Raw genomic sequence first — 16,368 nt, forward strand, 5'->3', positions numbered from 1 at the left:
TCCCGCTTCCCCTCACATCGTCACGGCATCCGCTCGTACGCCGGAAGCGTAAGGAACTCCGCGAAGTCGTCGTCAAGGGCGACCTCCTTGAACAGCGCCGTTGCCTGCGCGTAGAGCTTCTCGTCGTAGCCCGGCCCGGCGGCGATCCCGGCCAGCTCCTCCTCGATGATCCGCTCGACGAGCTCCCGTGTCACCACCGCGCCGGTGTCGGCCAGCGTGATGTCGTTGTGGATCCACTGCCAGACCTGCGAGCGGGAGATCTCGGCGGTCGCCGCGTCCTCCATCAGGTTGTGGATCGCGGCGGCGCCGTTGCCGCCCATCCAGGCCGCCAGGTAGCGCAGGCCGACGTCCACGTTGTTGCGCAGCCCGGCCTCGGTGATCTCGCCGGGGGTCTTGGACACCGACAACAGGTCCTCGGCCGTGACGTGGACGTCCTCGCGCAGCCGGTCGAGCTGGTTGGGCCGGTCGCCGAGCACGCCGTCGAACACCTCGCGGCAGATCGGCACGAGGTCGGGGTGGGCCACCCAGGAGCCGTCGAAACCGTCGCCCGACTCCCGGGTCTTGTCGGCCCGCACCTTCTCCAGCGCGACCTTGTTGACCTCCGGGTCGCGGCGGGAGGGGATGAAGGCCGCCATGCCGCCGATGGCGTGCGCGCCGCGCTTGTGGCAGGTGCGCACCAGCAGTTCGGTGTAGGCCCGCATGAACGGCGCGGTCATCGTCACCGCGTTGCGCTCCGGCAGCAGGAATTCCCGCCCCCGGGTGCGGAACTTCTTGATGACGCTGAACAGGTAGTCCCAGCGGCCGGCGTTGAGGCCCGCGGAGTGCTCGCGCAGCTCGTAGAGGATCTCCTCCATCTCGAACGCGGCCGGGTAGGTCTCGATGAGCACGGTCGCCCGAATCGTCCCCCTGGGGATGCCGAGCAGCTCCTGGGCCCGGACGAACACGTCGTTCCAGAGCCGCGCCTCCAGGTGCGACTCCATCTTCGGCAGGTAGAAGTACGGCCCCCGGCCCTTGGCGATCTGCCGCCGCGCGCAGTGGAAGAAGTAGAGGCCGAAGTCGAGCAGCGACCCGGACATCGGCGCGCCGTCCACCAGGATGTGCTTCTCCGGCAGGTGCCAGCCGCGCGGGCGGACCACGATCGTGGCCAGCTCCTCGTCCGGCCGCAGCGCGTACGTCTTGCCGCCCGACTCGAAGTCGATCGTACGGTCGAGGGCGTCGCGCAGGTTGAGCTGCCCGTTGATCGTGTTCTCCCAGGTCGGGGAGTTGGCGTCCTCGAAGTCGGCCAGCCAGACCTTGGCGCCGGAGTTGAGTGCGTTGATCGTCATCTTGCGGTCGACGGGACCGGTGATCTCGACCCGGCGGTCCTCCAGCCCCGGAGCCGGCGGGGCGACCCGCCACTCGGACTCCCGGACGTGGGCGGTCTCGGGAAGGAAATCGAGCATGCCGCCCGCGGACAGCTCCTCCTGCCGCGCCTGACGCGCGGCGAGCAGTTCCCTGCGCCTGGGGTCGAACTCGCGCTGCAAGGTGGCCACGAAGCCGAGGGCCTCGGGAGTGAGGATCTCGTCGAACCGGTCCAGCAGGGGGCCTGTGATCTCGACGCCTTCCGTCATTTTCCACCTTCCGGAAAAATAGTTCTGAATCGTGGAATCGACGCTACTTCAGGGGATGGCCGGGGGTCAACGCCAGGGACTTCCTCAGGGGGCGGTCCGGGGATTCCCCGATGGGCGACGCCCGACGCATCGCCGAAGATCGAGGACATGAGACACAAGACGATGGCCGTCGTGGGGGCCGTCCTGGGAATGAGCCTCGCCGTGGCGGCCTGCGACGTGAAGCTGAACATCGGCGGCGGGGAGCAGGACACGATGTCCTACGACGTCAAGGACGCGGTCACGGCCATCGACGCCCACACGGGGGCGGGCGACATCGTGGTGACTGAGACCGGCAGGACCGGCGTCCACGTCACCGAGACCCGGCACTGGCGGGGCGACAAGCCCGCCGACGGCCACAGCGTGAGCGGCGGCACGCTCACGCTGGCCTACGAGTGCGACAACTGCTGGGTCGACTACCGGGTCGAGGTGCCGCATGGCGTCAGGCTCAAGCTCGACAGCGGGTCGGGGAACGTCACCCTGCGCGACGCGACCGGCCCGGTGGAGGTGACCACGGGGTCCGGCGACGTCGACAGCCGTGGCCTGGTCGGCAAGCAGGTGACGGCCAACACCGGGGCGGGCAACGTCAGGCTCCGGTTCACCGCCGTGCCCGACCTGGTGCGCGCGGAGACCGGTGCGGGCGACGCCCATCTGTGGGTGCCGGCGGCGACGTACAACGTGACCGTCGAGACCGGCATCGGGGACGGGAAGATCGGGGTTCCCGTCGATCACTCGGCGCCGCGCACGATCGTCGTGAAGACGGGAGCGGGCGACGCCGAGGTCAACAAACTGTAGCTACCCGAGCACCGGCTGGTTGGCGCGGAAGACGCCGTCAGGGTCGCGGTGGCGCTTGATCTCGCGCAGCCGGGCCAGCGTGTCCGCGTCGAACGCCGAGGCGGCCTTCTCGTCGCCGCCCAGGTAGGTGAACGGCTTGCGGCCGGTCGTGTGCGGCGCCATCGCCCGCGCGATCTCCGCCAGCCGCGCCTTGACCGCCTGCCCGGCCTCCGGTGACAGGACCGGCCCGATCATGTTCAGCAGGTACGGCTCGGCGATGTGCCCGCACGCCCCGCCGCCGTCGGCGGCCGGCTCAGCGCGCCGCCCAGGTGGCGCACCTGCACCGTGGCCAAGGGGGCGACGTCGCCCACGGCCGCGAGCAGGTCGTCCGCCACGGCGTCGCCGAGCCCGGTCAGCAGTTCGCCGCGGCCCGCGCCGGGCACCGGCTGCGTCGGCTCGGCGCAGATGCCGCCCAGGGCGTCCAGGGGCATCGCCGCGCGGCTGTCGCTCAGCACGCCGGGGATGTCCTCGAACCGCCGCAGCAGGTCGCGCCCCTCCTCCTCGCCGCCCAGGAACGTCGAGTCCACCGCGACCACGGCGAGCCCGCGCAGCGGCTCGGGCACCTGGGGCACCGGCGGGAACTTCGCCATCGCGAACCAGACGGTCAGCTCCGCGGGCGCCGCGGCGGTCACCTCCCGGTAGGCGGCGAGCACCTCGGGCGCCCGCTCCGCGGGCCACAGCATGCGCCCGCCGTACAGCAGCGGCGCCGGGTGCAGGTCCAGCTCCATCGCCGTCACCAGCGCGAAGTCGCCCCCGCCGCCGCGCAGCGCCCAGAACAGGTCGGGGTCGGAGTCGGCGGTCACGCGGGCCTGGGCGCCGTCGGCGCCGACCACCTCGAAGGCGCGCACGGCGCCGGCCGCCCAGCCGTGCCTGCGGGCGAACCACCCGAGCCCGCCGCCGAGGGTGTAGCCGGTGACGCTGACGACGGGGGAGCTGCCCGGCAGGCCGGTCAGCCCGTGCTTGCCGGTCGCGGTCAGCAACTCGCCCCACTGCACGCCGGCCTCGACGCGGGCGGTCCGCCGCTCCGGCAGGACCTCCACGCCGCGCAGCCGTCCGGTGCGCACCAGGATCGTCCCGTCGAGGCGGGTCGTGGCGCCGTGCCCGCTCGGCTGCGCCGCGACGGCGAGGCCGGCCAGCCTCGCGCAGCGGACCACGGCGGCGGCGTCGGCCGCGTCCTCGACCTCCACGATCGCGGCCACCCGCTGGTCGACCGCCCGGTTCCACGGCAGCCGCGCGGTCTCGAATCCGTCGTCGCCGGGGACGAGGACCTGCCCGCGTACCGTGCGGCGAAGGTCGGTTCCCAGGGTTGTCACGCTCTCCTCCTGCTGCGTCCGGCGGCGCCGGTCGGCCCCGCTCGCGATCAACCCTGCTACATCCCGTTTGGCGATGGTTAGGAATCGGCTCGGAATCGTCTGGTCCTACGGTAGGAGTCCGATTTCCGGTACACGTCTCGCGATGAGGAACGATGGACTTTCGCCTGTTCGGCCCGATCGAGGTCACCGACGCCACCGGCCGGGCCGTCGACCTGGGCACGCCCAAGCAGCGTGCCGTGCTGGCCGTGCTCGCGCTGGAGCCGGGCCGCGTGGTCTCCCTCGACCGTCTCATCGACGAGCTGTGGGAGGGCGAGGCGCCGTCGAGCGCGACCGGGACCCTGCAGGGCTACATCTCCCAGCTCCGCCGGGCGCTCGAACCCGGCCGGCCGCCGCGCACGCCGCCGAAGGTGCTGGTCACCCGCGAGCCCGGCTACCTGCTGGCGGTGGCGCCCGGCCAGGTGGACCTGGTCCGCTTCACCGCGCTGGCCGAGGACGGCGGGCGGGCGCTCGCCCGGAGCGAGCACGCCGCCGCGGCCGAGTCGCTGCGCGCCGCGCTGGAGACGTGGCGGGGCGAGCCGCTCGCCGAGTTCACCGCGTACGAGTTCGCCCAGCCGGTCGTGGCGCGGCTGACCGAGCTGCGCGCCACGGCCACCGAGCACTGGTTCGAGGCCCGGCTGGCGCTCGGCGACGCGGGATCGTGCGTGCCCGACCTCGAACGCCTGGTGGAGGACCACCCCTACCGGGAGCGGCTGTGGAGCCTGCTCGTGCTCGCCCTCTACCGGTCCGGACGGCAGGCCGACGCCCTCGCCGCCCTGCGCAGGGTCAGGGAGCTGCTCGCCGGGGAACTGGGCCTGGAGCCCGGCCCCGAGCTGCGGCGGCTCGAGCAGGCCGTCTTCGGCCAGTCGCCGGACCTCGACGGCCCCGGGCCCGCCCTGCTCGCCCCCGCCGCCGCGCCGGTGACGGCCGTCCCGCCCGGGACCCCGCCGGGACCTGTCGTCCACGACGGGCTCGTCGCCCGGCGCGAGCAGCTCGGACGCGTGGCCGCACGCCTGGCCGAGGCCCGGCGCGGCCGGGGCGGCGTGCTGCTGGTGGCAGGGGAGGCGGGCATCGGCAAGTCCCGCCTGGCGGAGGCGGCGGCCGACGAGGCGGCCGCCCTGGGGATGACGGTCGCCTGGGGCCGCTGCGCCGAGGACACCGGCGCCCCCGCCTTCTGGCCCTGGCTGCGGGTGCTGCGCGACCTCGGCCCGGACGCGGCGGACGCGCTGGCCGCCCTGTCCGGGGGAACGCCGGGACGGACACCCGGCGGCGACCCCGGCGCCGCGCTGTTCGAGCTGCACGAGCGGGTGGCCGCCGCCCTCCGGGCGGCGGGGCCGGCGCTCGTCGTCCTCGACGACCTGCACTGGGCCGACGCGTCGTCCCTGCGCCTGCTCGCGTTCGCGGCCGGGGAACTGCACCGGTCGCCGGTGCTGGTGCTGGCGACGATCCGTCCGGAGCCGGGCGGCGACCCCGAGCAACTGCGCGACACGATGGCCGCGCTCGCCCGTGAACGCGGCGCGGAGCGCCTCACGCTGCCGCCGTTCACCCGGGAGGACGTGGCCGCCTACCTGGCCGGGCGCGACCTGCCGGACACACGGCTCGCCGCGCTGCTCCACGAGCGCACCGGGGGCAACCCCTTCTATCTGGGCGAGCTGATCCGGCTGCTGGGCAGCGAGCACCGGCTCGACGCCGCCTCCGTCGGCGTGCCCGAGGGGGGTGCGCGAGGTCATCGGCCGCCGCGTCGCGCGACTGCCGGAGGAGACCCGTGCGCTGCTGGAGGCGGCCGCCGTACTCGGCCGCGAGGTGAGCCTCGACGCGCTGGAGGCCGCCTGCGGCGTGGGCGCGGACGAGGTGATGCTGCGGCTCGAACCGGCCGTGGCGACGGGGCTGCTCGTCGAGGCGCCCGGCTTCGACTACCGGTTCTCGCACGCCCTCGTCCGCGACGCCCTCTATGCGGGTCTCGGCCGGGTGCGCGCGGCGCGGCTGCACCTGCGCACAGGGGAGGCGCTGGAGACGCTTGCGGGGGTCGAGGCGTCCGTGCTCGCCCACCACTTCGTGGCGGCCGCCCGGGCGGGCGGGGCCGCCAAGGCGGTGGAGTACGCCGTCCTGGCCGCCCGGCAGGCCGCCGCCGGCTGCGCGTACGACGAGGCGGTGGAGTGGTGGGGCAGGGCCCTCGCCGCCCTCGGGCCGGCGGACCCCGCCCGGCGGAGCGCGCTGCTGGTGCGCCGCGGCGAGGCGCTGCGCGCGGTCGGCGACGTCGCCGGGGCGAGGTCGGCCCTGGAGGAGGCGATCGGCCTCGCCGCCGCGATCGGCGAGCGCGTGACGCTGATCGAGGCCGTCACCGTGTTCGGCGGCATGTCGGTGTGGAACTGGCGCCACTACGGCGTCGTGGACGACGAGTCCGTCGCCCTGCTGGAGGGCCTGCTGAAGGAGCCGCTCGGCGACGCGGAGCGGGCCACCCTGCTGGGCACCCTGGGCCTGGAGCTGTACTACTCGCCGCGCAGGGCCGAGGGGGAGCGGCTGGCCGCCGACGGCGTGCGGCTGGCCCGGCGCACCGGCGACCCCCGCCTGCTGGCCCGCTCGCTCAACAACTACGTGATGGCCGCCTGGGTCTCCGAGCGGGAGGACGAGCGCCGCCGGGCGGTCGAGGAGATGCTCGCCCTTCCCCTGGACCCGACGGCGGAGGCCGTCGCCCGCGTCTTCCGCATGGCGCACCTGCTGCGGGCGGGCGAGTTCGCGGAATGGGACCGCGACCTGGCCCGCTGCGCCCGGCTGGCCGACGAGATCAAGCGTCCCGAGATGACCGGGATGGCGCGGATCGCCGAGGCCGCCGGTCGCACGATGCGTGGCGACTGGGCGGAGGCCGAGCGCCTCGCGGAGGAGTTCACCGCGCTCATATCCGGGTTCAGCATGTGGGGGCTGGACTACCCCGGCCTGGTCACCCTCTACACCTGCCGCCGAGGGCAGGGCCGGGTGGACGAGATCGCCGACCGGCTGGTGTCCCGGGCGCACGACGCCGACATGGTGCCGCTGCGCGCGGTCGCCGCGCTGGCGGCCCTCGACGTGGGCGACGCCGCGCTCGCCCGGAGGCTGGCGGAGCGCTGGAGCGGTGAGATCCGCGACGACTGGACCGCCGAGTTGCTCGTCGTCGTGTGGGGCCACGTCGCCGCCCGGCTCGGCGTGCCCGACCCCGCCGCCCTCTACCGCAGGCTCGCGCCGTACACGGAACGGCTCGTGGTCAGCGGCATGGGCGGCGCCGGCTGGGGCTCCACCCACCTGGTCCTGGCCGAGCTGGCGGACGCCACGGGCGAGCGCGGGCTCGCCCTGCGCCACGCGCGCCGGGCCCACGAGACGCATCTGCGCCTGGGGCTGGATCACTGGGCGGGGGAGAGCACGCGGCTCCTCGCCGAACTGGAGGGATGAGCCGCCGTCAGCCGAGGACGGGGTGGTTGCCGAGGATCACGCGGTGCGGGTCGCGGCGGCGCTTGACCTCCCGGAGCCGGGCCAGGATCTCGGCCGGGAAGGCGGAGGCCGCCGGCTCCCCGTGGCCGAGGAAGGTGAAGGGCGTGCGGCCGCTCGCGACCCCCGCCACCGCGTCGGCGACGGCCGACTGCCGGCGCCGGATCGCCTCCGCCATGCCGGGCGCCGCGAGGACGCCGAGCGTGCTCAGCAGGTAGGGCTCCGCGATGTGGCCGCAGGCCCCGCCCTTCTCGTCCACCCGGGCCAGCGCCCCGCCCAGGTGACGGATCTGCACGTAGGCGAGCGGCGCGATGGTGCCCGGCCCGGCGGCGGCCAGCAGCGCCGCCGCCTCGGCGTCGCCGAGCCCGGTGAGCAGCTCGGAGCGCAGCAGCGCGGGCGTCGGGTCGGTCGGCTCCGCGCAGATGTCCGCGAGGTTCGCCACCGGCATCGGGCCGCGTGTGTCGAAGACGGCCTCGGGAATCCGGTCGAACCGGTGCAGCAGGGCCCGCGCCTCGTCCGGGTCGCCGAGGTGGGTGACCTCGATCGTCACGGCCGACAGGCCGCGCAGCGGCTCGGGCAGCTCGGGCAGGGGAGGGAACTGCAGCAGGTGGAACCAGACCGTCAGCTCCTCGGGCGCCTCGGCCGTGGTGGCGCGGAAGGCGGCCAGCACCTCCGCGGCCCGCTTGGCCGGCCACAGGATCCGCCCGCCGTAGAGCACCGGCGCCGGGTGCAGGTCGATCTCCATCGCGGTCACCACCGCGAAGTCGCCCCCGCCGCCGCGCAGCGCCCAGAACAGCTCGGGGTCGCTGCCGGCCGTGACGGTCGCGTGCTCGCCCGAGGCGTTCACGACCTCGAACGCGCGCACGCTGTCGGCGGCGAAGCCGTACCTGCGCCCGAACCAGCTCAGGCCCCCGCCCAGGGTGAACCCGGTGGCGCTGACGACCCCCGTGCTGCCCGCCAGGGGCGTCAGCCCGTGCTCGCCCGCCGCCGTGAGCACCTCGCCCCACGAGACGCCGGCCTCCACCCGGGCCACCCGCTCCGCCGGCCGTACGGTCAGGCCGCGCAACGCCGTGGTGCGCAGCAGGATCGCGTCGTCGAAGGCGGCGGGGGCGTGCCCGTTCGGCTGAGTGGCGACGCGCAGCCCGGCGAGGTTCGCGTAGCCCACCACGGCCGCGACGTCGTGCGCGTCCCGCGCCTCGACGACCGCCGCGACCCGCTGGTCGACGCCAGGTCCCAGGGGCTACGGCTCTCGTCGAAGCCCTCGTCGCCGCGCACCAGCACCCGGCCGCGCACCACCCGGCGGAGATCGGCGCCGAGCGCCTTCACCTGGTCCATCTCTTCTCCTCCCCATCGTGGGTTCCTCGTGTGGGACCACCGTGGAGCACGGGGATCGGAGCGGGCATGGGCGCGGCTTGGAGACCGTCCAAGTCGCCCCCAAGTGGACCGTTCCGGTGGGGGTCGTCCCGGCTCTACGCTTGCCGCAGCGATCAGAGGGGTTTTCGGTCATGAACTCGCTGTCCTTCCGGCTGCTCGGCCCCTTCGAGGTCACCGGCGGCGACGGCCGCGTCATCGACCTCGGGCCGCGTAAGCAGCGGGCGGTGCTCGCCGTCCTCGCCCTGGAACCCGGCAGGATCGTCTCCCTCGACCGGCTGATCGACGAGCTGTGGGCGGACGAGCCGCCCTCCAGCGCGACCGCCACGCTGCAGTCGTACGTCTCCAACCTCCGCAAGGTGCTGGAACCGGGACGCCGGCCGCGCACGCCCCCGGCCGTGCTGCTCACCCGAGAGCCGGGCTACCTGCTGTCCGTCGCGCCCGGCCAGGTCGACCTCGCGCGTTTCGTCTCCTGTGTGGAGGACGGTCGCAGGGCGCTCGCCCGGCGTGAGTACGCCGAGGTGCTCACGCTGACCGACCGGGCGCTGGAGACGTGGCGGGGCGAGCCGCTCGCCGAGTTCGCGGCCTACGAGTTCGCCCAGCCCGCCATCGCGCGCTTGGCGGAGCTGCGGGCGGTGGCGGTCGAGGACCGGTTCGAGGCCAGGCTCGCCATGGGCGACGGGCCCTCGTGCGTGGCCGACCTGGAGCGGCTGGTCGAGGCGTACCCGTACCGCGAGCGGCTGTGGAGCCTGCTCGTCCTCGCCCTCTACCGGTCGGGCAGGCAGACCGACGCGCTCGGCGCGCTGCGCCGGGTGCGGACCCTGCTCGCCGAGGAGATGGGCCTGCAGCCCGGCCCCGAGCTGCGGCGGCTGGAGCAGGCCGTGCTGGAGCAGTCGCCGGCCCTGGACGCGCCCGCGCCCCTGGAAGCGCCCGCCGTCGCGAGGCCGGCCGCCCCGCCCGCCGAGGAACGGTCCCTTTCCGCGGCCGAGCCGCCGTCCGCGGCCCTCGTCGCGCGCGAGCGCGAACTCGCCCGTTTCGGCGAACGGCTCGGCGCCGTACGGCGGGGCCGCGGCGGCGTGCTGCTGGTGACCGGTGAGCCGGGAATCGGCAAGACCAGGCTGGCCCAGATCGCCGCCGAGGAGGCCGAGGCGCGCGGCGTCACGGTCGTCTGGGGCCGCTGCGTGGAGGCCGAGGCCGCCCCGCCGTTCTGGCCCTGGCTGCAGGCGCTGCGCGAGCTGGGGGACAGGGGCCGGGCCGCGGCGCGGCTCCTCGCGGGCGAGGGCGACGCCGCCGCCGACCCGGAGGCCGCGCTCTTCGAGCTGTACGAGGGCGTGCTGGCCGCGCTCGCCCGGTCGGCACGCCGACGATGGTGGTGCTGGACGACCTCCACGCGGCGGACGCCGCCTCGCTGCGGCTGCTCGCCTTCCTCGCGGCCGAGCTGCACCGCAGGCCCGTGCTGGTCCTCGCCACCGTACGGCCGGAGCCGGGCAGGGAGGCCGAGCGGCTGCGCGACACCCTCGCCGCCCTCACCCGCGAGCCCGGCACCGAACGGCTCGCCCTCGCGCCGTTCACCGCGGAGGAGGTCGGCGCGTTCCTGCGGCGGCACGACCTGACCGACCCGGCGCTCGCCGAGGTGCTCTACCTGCGCACCGGCGGCAACCCCTTCTACCTCGGCGAACTGCTGCGGCTGCTCGGCAGCGAGCACCGGCTCGACGCCGCGTCGCTGGGCGTGCCCGAAGGCGTCATGGAGGTCATCGGGCGGAGGGTCGCGCGGCTGCCCGATCCCACCAGGGACCTGCTGCGCCGCGCCGCCGTCCTGGGCCGCGACGTCAGCCTCGACGTGCTGGAGGCGCTGACGGAGACCCCCGCCGAGGAGGTGATGTCGCTGCTCGAGCCCGCCGTCGCCGTCGGTATCCTCTCCGAGGCGCCGGGAGGCTTCGACTACCGCTTCTCGCACGCCCTGGTGCGTGACGCGCTCTACGCGGGGCTCGGCCGCCTGGAGAAGGCCAGGCTCCACCTGAGCGTGGCGGAGGCCCTGGAGTCCCTGCCGACGGCGCCGCCCGCGTCGCTCCCCGGTGGCGACGGGGCGGCGCGCCTGCCCGTCCTCGCCCACCACTTCGCCATGGCCGCGCGGGTCGGGGGAGCCGGCAAGGCCGTCGACTATGCCGCGAGGGCGGCCAGGAAGGCGACCGCGCAGCGCGCGTACGACGAGGCGGTTGAGCTGTGGGACAAGGCGCTGCTCGCCCTCGGCACGCGCGACCCGGCCAGGCGGTGCCGCCTGCTGATCGAACTGGGCCGGTCGCTGCGCGTCGTCGGGGACGCCGCGCGGGCACAGGCGGCACTCGAGGAGGCCATCGAGCTGGCGGAGGGCACGGGCGACCGGGTGGCCCTGGTGGAGGCCTTGACGGTGTTCGGCACGCTCAGCGTCTGGAACTGGCGATCGTACGGCGTGGTCGACGACCACACGGTCGCCCTCCTCGAGAACCTGCTGGCGGGCCCGCTGGACGACGCCCACCGGGCGGCACTGCTCGGCACTCTCGGCATCGAGCTCAACTACGGGCCTCGCCGGGCGGAGGGCGAGGCGATGGTGGTGGAGGCCGTGGAGATCGCCCGGAGGATAGGCGACCCCGCCCTGCTCCTCCAGGTGCTCAACAACTACATGATCGCGTCCTGGGTGCCGGAGCGGGAGAACGAGCGCCTCCGCGCCGCCGAGGAGATGCTCGCGGTGCCCGATCTTCCCGCCGCGGCTGAGATCGTGGCCCGGGTACGCCGGATGTCGTGCCTGTTCAGGGTGGGGGAGCTGGCCGAATGGGACCGGGATCTGGCCCGCGCCGAGCATCTGCTGCAGGAGGTCAGAAGCCCTGAGCTGACGGCCATGGTGCGCATCGCCCAGGCCGCGCGGCTGACCCTGGAGGGCCGCTGGGACGAGGTCGAAGACCTCGCCGGCGAGCTCGGCGAGGTCTTCGGCGACAGCAGCATGTGGGGCCTGGGCGTCGTGCGGACGACCATGCTCTACACCTGCCGGCGGGGACAGGGCAGGGTCGCCGACATCCTCGAGGAGGTCGTCACGGCGGCGTCGCAGCCGCAGAACGACCCGCTACGTCCCATAGCCGTGCTCGCGGCGCTCGACGTGGGCGATCGCGAGCTGGCCGGGAGCCTGATCGCCCGATGGGGCACGACGATTCCCGACGACTGGTCGGGAGAGTTCGTCGCCGTCATCTGGTCGTACGTGGCGGCTCGGCTCGGCGTCCCCGATCCCTCGGGCCTGTACGCCAGGCTGGCGCCGTACGGGGACCGGCTGGCCCTGCACGGCCACGGCACGGCCGGCTGGGGCGCCGTCCACCAGGCGCTGGCGATGCTGTCGGCGGCGATGGGCGACCGGGAACGGGCCCTCGACCACGCCCGACGGGCCCACGAGATCCACCTCCGCCTGGGGCTGGACTACTGGGCGGAGCAGAGCGCGCGACTCCTCGCCGAACTGCGCCCGTAAGAACTGCGCCGTAAAGAACTGAGCGCATAAGGGAGTGCGCACGTCCCGGGGGTCGTGTCACCATCGACGGAAGGCATCCGGGGGCCGGGAAGGCATCGGGGTGTCCGACTGTTCTGTCTAGTAGAGATGACATATATGCGAAACGAGCCCGAAGACCTCGCCGTGGGCGATTACGAACTGGAAGAGCGCCAGGCGCTCCGCCGCGTAGCGGGTCTGTCGACAGAGCTCGAAGACATCACCGAAGTCGAGTACCGGCAGCTCCGGCTGGAGCGGGTCGTCCTGGTCGGCGTCTGGGCGGGCGGCACCGCACTGGACGCGGAGAACTCGCTGCAGGAGCTGAAGCTGCTGGCCGAGACCGCCGGATCGCAGGTGCTGGAGGGTCTGATCCAGCGTCGCGACCGGCCCGACCCCGCCACCTACATCGGATCGGGCAAGGCGGTCGAGCTGCGGGACATCGTGGCCGCCAGCGGCGCCGACACCGTGATCTGCGACGGCGAGCTGACCCCCGGCCAGCTCCGCCAGCTCGAAGAGGTCGTGAAGGTCAAGGTCATCGACCGGACCGCGCTGATCCTCGACATCTTCGCGCAGCACGCCAAGAGCCGCGAGGGCAAGGCGCAGGTCGAGCTGGCGCAGCTGCAGTACCTGCTGCCCCGCCTGCGCGGCTGGGGTGGCAACCTGTCCCGCCAGGTCGGCGGCCGCGCCGCCGGCGGCGTCGGCATCGGCGGCCGCGGCCCCGGTGAGACCAAGATCGAGCTGGACCGGCGGCGGATCCGCGAGCGGATGGCCAAGCTGCGGCGGCAGATCAAGGAGATGTCGACCGCCCGGCAGACCATGCGGCACCGGCGGCAGGCCCGCGAGGTGCCGGCCGTGGCGATCGCCGGATACACCAACGCCGGTAAGTCGTCGCTGCTCAACCGGCTGACCGGCGCGGGCGTGCTGGTCGAGGACGCGCTGTTCGCGACCCTCGACCCGACCGTGCGCAAGGCCCGCACGCCCGAGGGCCGCCTGTTCACGCTGGCCGACACGGTCGGTTTCGTACGGCACCTGCCCCACCAGCTCGTCGAGGCGTTCCGCTCGACGCTGGAGGAGGTGGGGGACGCCGACCTGATCCTCCACGTGGTGGACGGGTCGCACCCCGACCCGGAGTCGCAGATCGCGGCCGTCCGCGAGGTGCTGGCCGAGATCGAGGGCGCGCGGGACATCCCGGAGATCGTGGTCGTCAACAAGGCCGACGCCGCCGACCCCGTCGTGCTGACCCGGCTGACGATGAAGGAGCGGCACAGCATCGTCGTCTCCGCCCGCACCGGGGCCGGGATCGGCGACCTGATGTCCATGATCGAGCGGGAGCTTCCCCGTCTCGACCACGAGGTCAGGCTGCTGGTGCCGTACGACAGGGGCGACCTGATCGCGCGGGCGCACAGCGAGGGCGAGGTCCTGTCACTGGAGCACACCGGCGACGGGACGATCCTGCACGCCCGGGTCTTCGCCGACCTGTACGCGGAACTGGACCGGGTGGCCAAGCCCGTCGAGACCGTCTGACGCCTCTCGTCGGCGGGTCGCCTTCAGCGTGTCGGTGGCCCGCCGACGGTTGCCCTTGCTACGATAAGGAAAGCCTAATGGGACCTTATGGCGTGGGTAACAACATGACACCAGGCAGTGCGGTCACCCTTTCCAAGGCGTTCGCGGACATCGGATCGGTCGGGTCGATCCTGATCTCGCCGCAGCGTGTGAGACGACTGATGCGCGATGATGCGCATGAGACCGGCGTACGTTTCTGTCGCTAACCCTGTACATCAAGCCCACCAGTGAAATACCGTAACTGAACTGAATCGCCCGGGTTCGAGATCCCGGCGGTAGGGTCATCGCACAACATCGGTGCGCGATGAGGCAGGAGACCCCCCAATGACGTCCGGACACGAAGCGGACCCGGCGGGCCAGGCGCCCGCAGGCGGGGGCCGTTCGTCGTCCCGGGGTGTATGGCAGGTGGTCGGATGACCGTTCGCCTTCTCACCAACATCGGCCGGCTCTGGACCGGGCACGATGTGTGCAGCAACGCCGCGATCCTGGTGCACAACGACCGGATCGCGTGGGTCGGCCGGGCCGCCGACCTCCCGCAGAGCGTTCCCGGGGTCGTGGACGACATCGTCGACGTCGACCACGTGGAGAACCTCGGCGGCGCGCTCGTCACGCCCGGCCTCATCGACGCGCACACCCACCCGGTGTACGCCGGCAACCGCTACGCCGAGATGGCGATGCGTTCCGGAGGATCCAGCGCCTCGGCCATCGCGGCGGCGGGTGGCGGCATCGGCTCGACCGTCACCGTGACGCGCGGCACCGACCCCTGGACGCTGTGCAACGGGGTCCGTGAGCGGCTGCGCGAGTGGCTGCTGAGCGGCACCACGACCGTCGAGGCCAAGACCGGCTACCACCTGACCCGCGACGGCGAGCTGGCCGACGTGCGGCTGCTGCGCGAGCTCGAGAAAGAGCCGATGATGCCGCGGGTCCACGTCACGTTCCTGGCCGCCCACGTGGTGCCGCCGGAATACTTCGGCCGCCAGCGCGACTACGTCGAGGCCGTGGCCTCGTGGTGCGCGGACGCCGCCGGCGCCGGGGCCGACAGCGTGGACGTCTACTGCGACGACGGCCACTTCACCGCGGAGGAGGCCCGCTGGGTGCTGGCCTCCGGCCGCAACGTTGGGCTGCTGCCGCGCATCCACGCGGGCGCCTACAACCGGCGCGGCGCCGTCCAGCTCGCGGCCGAGATGGGCTGCGCCTCCGCCGACCTGCTCCACCACGCCTCCGACGAGGACGTCGCCCTGATGGCGAGGTACGGCGTGCCCGCCGTCGTCTGCCCGGGCGCGGCCCTGCAGGTGGGCCACCTCCCGCCGGTGCGCCGGATGCTGGCCCAGGGAGTCCCGGTGGCGCTCGGCAGCGACCACAACCCCGGTCACTGCGGCATCACCTCGATGTCCCTGGTCATCAGCCTCGCGGTGGCGGCGTTCGGGATGAGCGTCGGAGACGCCCTGCGGGCCGCCACTCTGGGCGGGGCCCAGGTCCTCGGCGCGCCCGACCGCGGCATCCTCGCCCCCGGCCGCCTCGCCGACATCGTCCAGTGGGACGCCGACCACGAGGGCGCGTTCGCCTGGTCGTTCGGCCTCAAGCCGCGCCGCGTCTGGCGGGGCGGCGTACCGGTCCAGTAACCGGTGGCCTGAACGTTCACGAAGAGGTTGCCGGGCGATCACCGCTGGGTAATCTCGCGATATGTCACCATCTGTCGCTGTCGTCACGGATTCCACGGCGTACCTCGGCGCCGAGGCGACCGGCAGATGGAACATCACCGTCGTACCGGTTCAGGTGCTCCTGGGCGATCGTGAGATCGACGACGTGACCCCGTTCGACGCCGGTCTTCTCGCGCACGCACTCAAGGACCGCTCGCCGATCGTCACCTCACGCCCGGCCCCCGAACGCTTCGCGGACGTTTACCGGCGGGCCGCCGCGAACGGCGCCGCCGAGATCGTCTCCGTCCACCTGTCCGGCGCGCTGTCCGGGACCGCCGACTCCGCGCGTCTGGCCGCGCGTGAAGCCCCCGTACCGGTCGAGGTCGTCGACAGCGGGTCGATCGCCATGGGCCTCGGCTTCGCGGTGCTGGCCGCCGCGCGGGCGGCCGTGACGGGAGCCCCGGGCGCCGAGGTGGCCGATGTGGCCCGGCGGCGGGCCGCTGCCGTGAGCACGTTCTTCTACGTCGAGACGCTCGACTACCTGCGGCACGGCGGCCGCATCGGCCGGGTGACCAACCTCCTGGGGTCGGCGCTGTCGATCAAACCGCTGCTGCGCATGGCCGACGGCGAGATCGGCGTGCTGGAGAAGGTCCGCACCGCGAGCCGTGCCCTCGCCCGCCTGGAGGACCTGGCCGTCGAGGCGGCCGGGGACCGGCCGGTCGACGTGGCCGTACAGCACCTGATGGCGGCCGAGCGGGCCGAGGCGCTCACCAAGGGGCTGACGGCACGACTGCCGAGGCTCGTACGGATGTGGGTGGCCGAGATCGGGCCGGTCCTCGGGGCCCACGTCGGCCCCGGCATGCTCGGCGTCACCGTCGCCCCCGCCGCCGCGGACTGAACCCCTCGGTAGCCGGATCGGCCTGAGTACCCGGCCGTTTTCGCGCCGTGCCCGGGGTACGTGGGGCAACCTGCCGCTCGCCCCTCGCCCGGCGGACACTCCG

Annotated in this window: 10 protein-coding genes and 1 pseudogene; 7 read left to right on the forward strand and 4 right to left on the reverse strand. The window is 73.8% G+C overall.

The window, feature by feature from the left end; translation table 11 throughout:
• Positions 1–20: 20 nt before the first annotated feature.
• A complete protein-coding gene (aceB, locus tag B1L11_RS00450; protein ID WP_079312098.1) occupies positions 21–1,610 on the reverse strand; it encodes a malate synthase A in 1,590 nt (529 codons plus the stop codon).
• A gap of 147 nt (positions 1,611–1,757) precedes the next feature.
• Between aceB and B1L11_RS00455 the strand changes: the two genes are divergently transcribed.
• Positions 1,758–2,441 (forward strand): DUF4097 family beta strand repeat-containing protein, encoded by a 684-nt coding sequence (locus B1L11_RS00455; protein ID WP_079312100.1) that lies wholly within the window; start codon positions 1,758–1,760, stop codon positions 2,439–2,441.
• On the opposite strand, the gene B1L11_RS49455 is transcribed toward B1L11_RS00455, so the two are convergent.
• Together B1L11_RS49455 and B1L11_RS00460 are read right to left on the reverse strand one after the other, a co-directional pair.
• On the reverse strand, positions 2,442–2,675 hold the full coding sequence (locus tag B1L11_RS49455) for a BBE domain-containing protein (RefSeq protein WP_256862100.1): 234 nt from the start codon (positions 2,673–2,675) through the stop codon (positions 2,442–2,444).
• Positions 2,676–2,677: 2 nt separating this feature from the next.
• Positions 2,678–3,793, reverse strand: a complete 1,116-nt coding sequence (locus B1L11_RS00460) for an FAD-binding oxidoreductase (protein ID WP_256862101.1) — start codon at positions 3,791–3,793, stop codon at positions 2,678–2,680.
• A gap of 152 nt (positions 3,794–3,945) precedes the next feature.
• On the opposite strand from B1L11_RS00460, the pseudogene B1L11_RS54405 reads away from it, so the two are divergent.
• A pseudogene (locus B1L11_RS54405) lies at positions 3,946–5,205 on the forward strand (BTAD domain-containing putative transcriptional regulator); the annotation flags it as partial.
• A 340-nt stretch (positions 5,206–5,545) separates the two neighbouring features.
• The gene (locus tag B1L11_RS49465) at positions 5,546–7,252 is read left to right on the forward strand and encodes a hypothetical protein (protein WP_079312102.1); all 1,707 of its coding nucleotides are present in this window, start codon (positions 5,546–5,548) and stop codon (positions 7,250–7,252) included.
• A gap of 7 nt (positions 7,253–7,259) precedes the next feature.
• Here B1L11_RS49465 and B1L11_RS00480 read toward each other — a convergent pair whose 3' ends face one another.
• Entirely contained in the window at positions 7,260–8,456 is a 1,197-nt protein-coding gene (locus tag B1L11_RS00480; protein ID WP_256862103.1) for an FAD-binding oxidoreductase, read from the reverse strand.
• Between the two features lie 337 nt (positions 8,457–8,793).
• Between B1L11_RS00480 and B1L11_RS00485 the strand changes: the two genes are divergently transcribed.
• The 4 genes from B1L11_RS00485 to B1L11_RS00500 all read left to right on the forward strand — a co-directional run bounded on the left by B1L11_RS00485 (position 8,794) and on the right by B1L11_RS00500 (position 16,265).
• Positions 8,794–10,272 carry a BTAD domain-containing putative transcriptional regulator gene (locus B1L11_RS00485; RefSeq protein ID WP_079312104.1) on the forward strand — a complete coding sequence of 493 codons (1,479 nt, stop codon included), beginning with the start codon at positions 8,794–8,796 and terminating at the stop codon, positions 10,270–10,272.
• A 2,012-nt stretch (positions 10,273–12,284) separates the two neighbouring features.
• Positions 12,285–13,688, forward strand: a complete 1,404-nt coding sequence (hflX, locus tag B1L11_RS00490; protein WP_239108104.1) for a GTPase HflX — start codon at positions 12,285–12,287, stop codon at positions 13,686–13,688.
• Positions 13,689–14,140: 452 nt separating this feature from the next.
• Complete coding sequence (gene hutI / locus B1L11_RS00495) at positions 14,141–15,349, forward strand: imidazolonepropionase (protein ID WP_079312108.1); 1,209 nt, start codon at positions 14,141–14,143, stop codon at positions 15,347–15,349.
• Between the two features lie 61 nt (positions 15,350–15,410).
• Entirely contained in the window at positions 15,411–16,265 is an 855-nt protein-coding gene (locus B1L11_RS00500; RefSeq protein ID WP_079312110.1) for a DegV family protein, read from the forward strand.
• Positions 16,266–16,368: the final 103 nt, after the last annotated feature.

The sequence above is a fragment of the Microbispora sp. GKU 823 genome (assembly GCF_002027145.1).
Classification (GTDB): domain Bacteria; phylum Actinomycetota; class Actinomycetes; order Streptosporangiales; family Streptosporangiaceae; genus Microbispora; species Microbispora siamensis.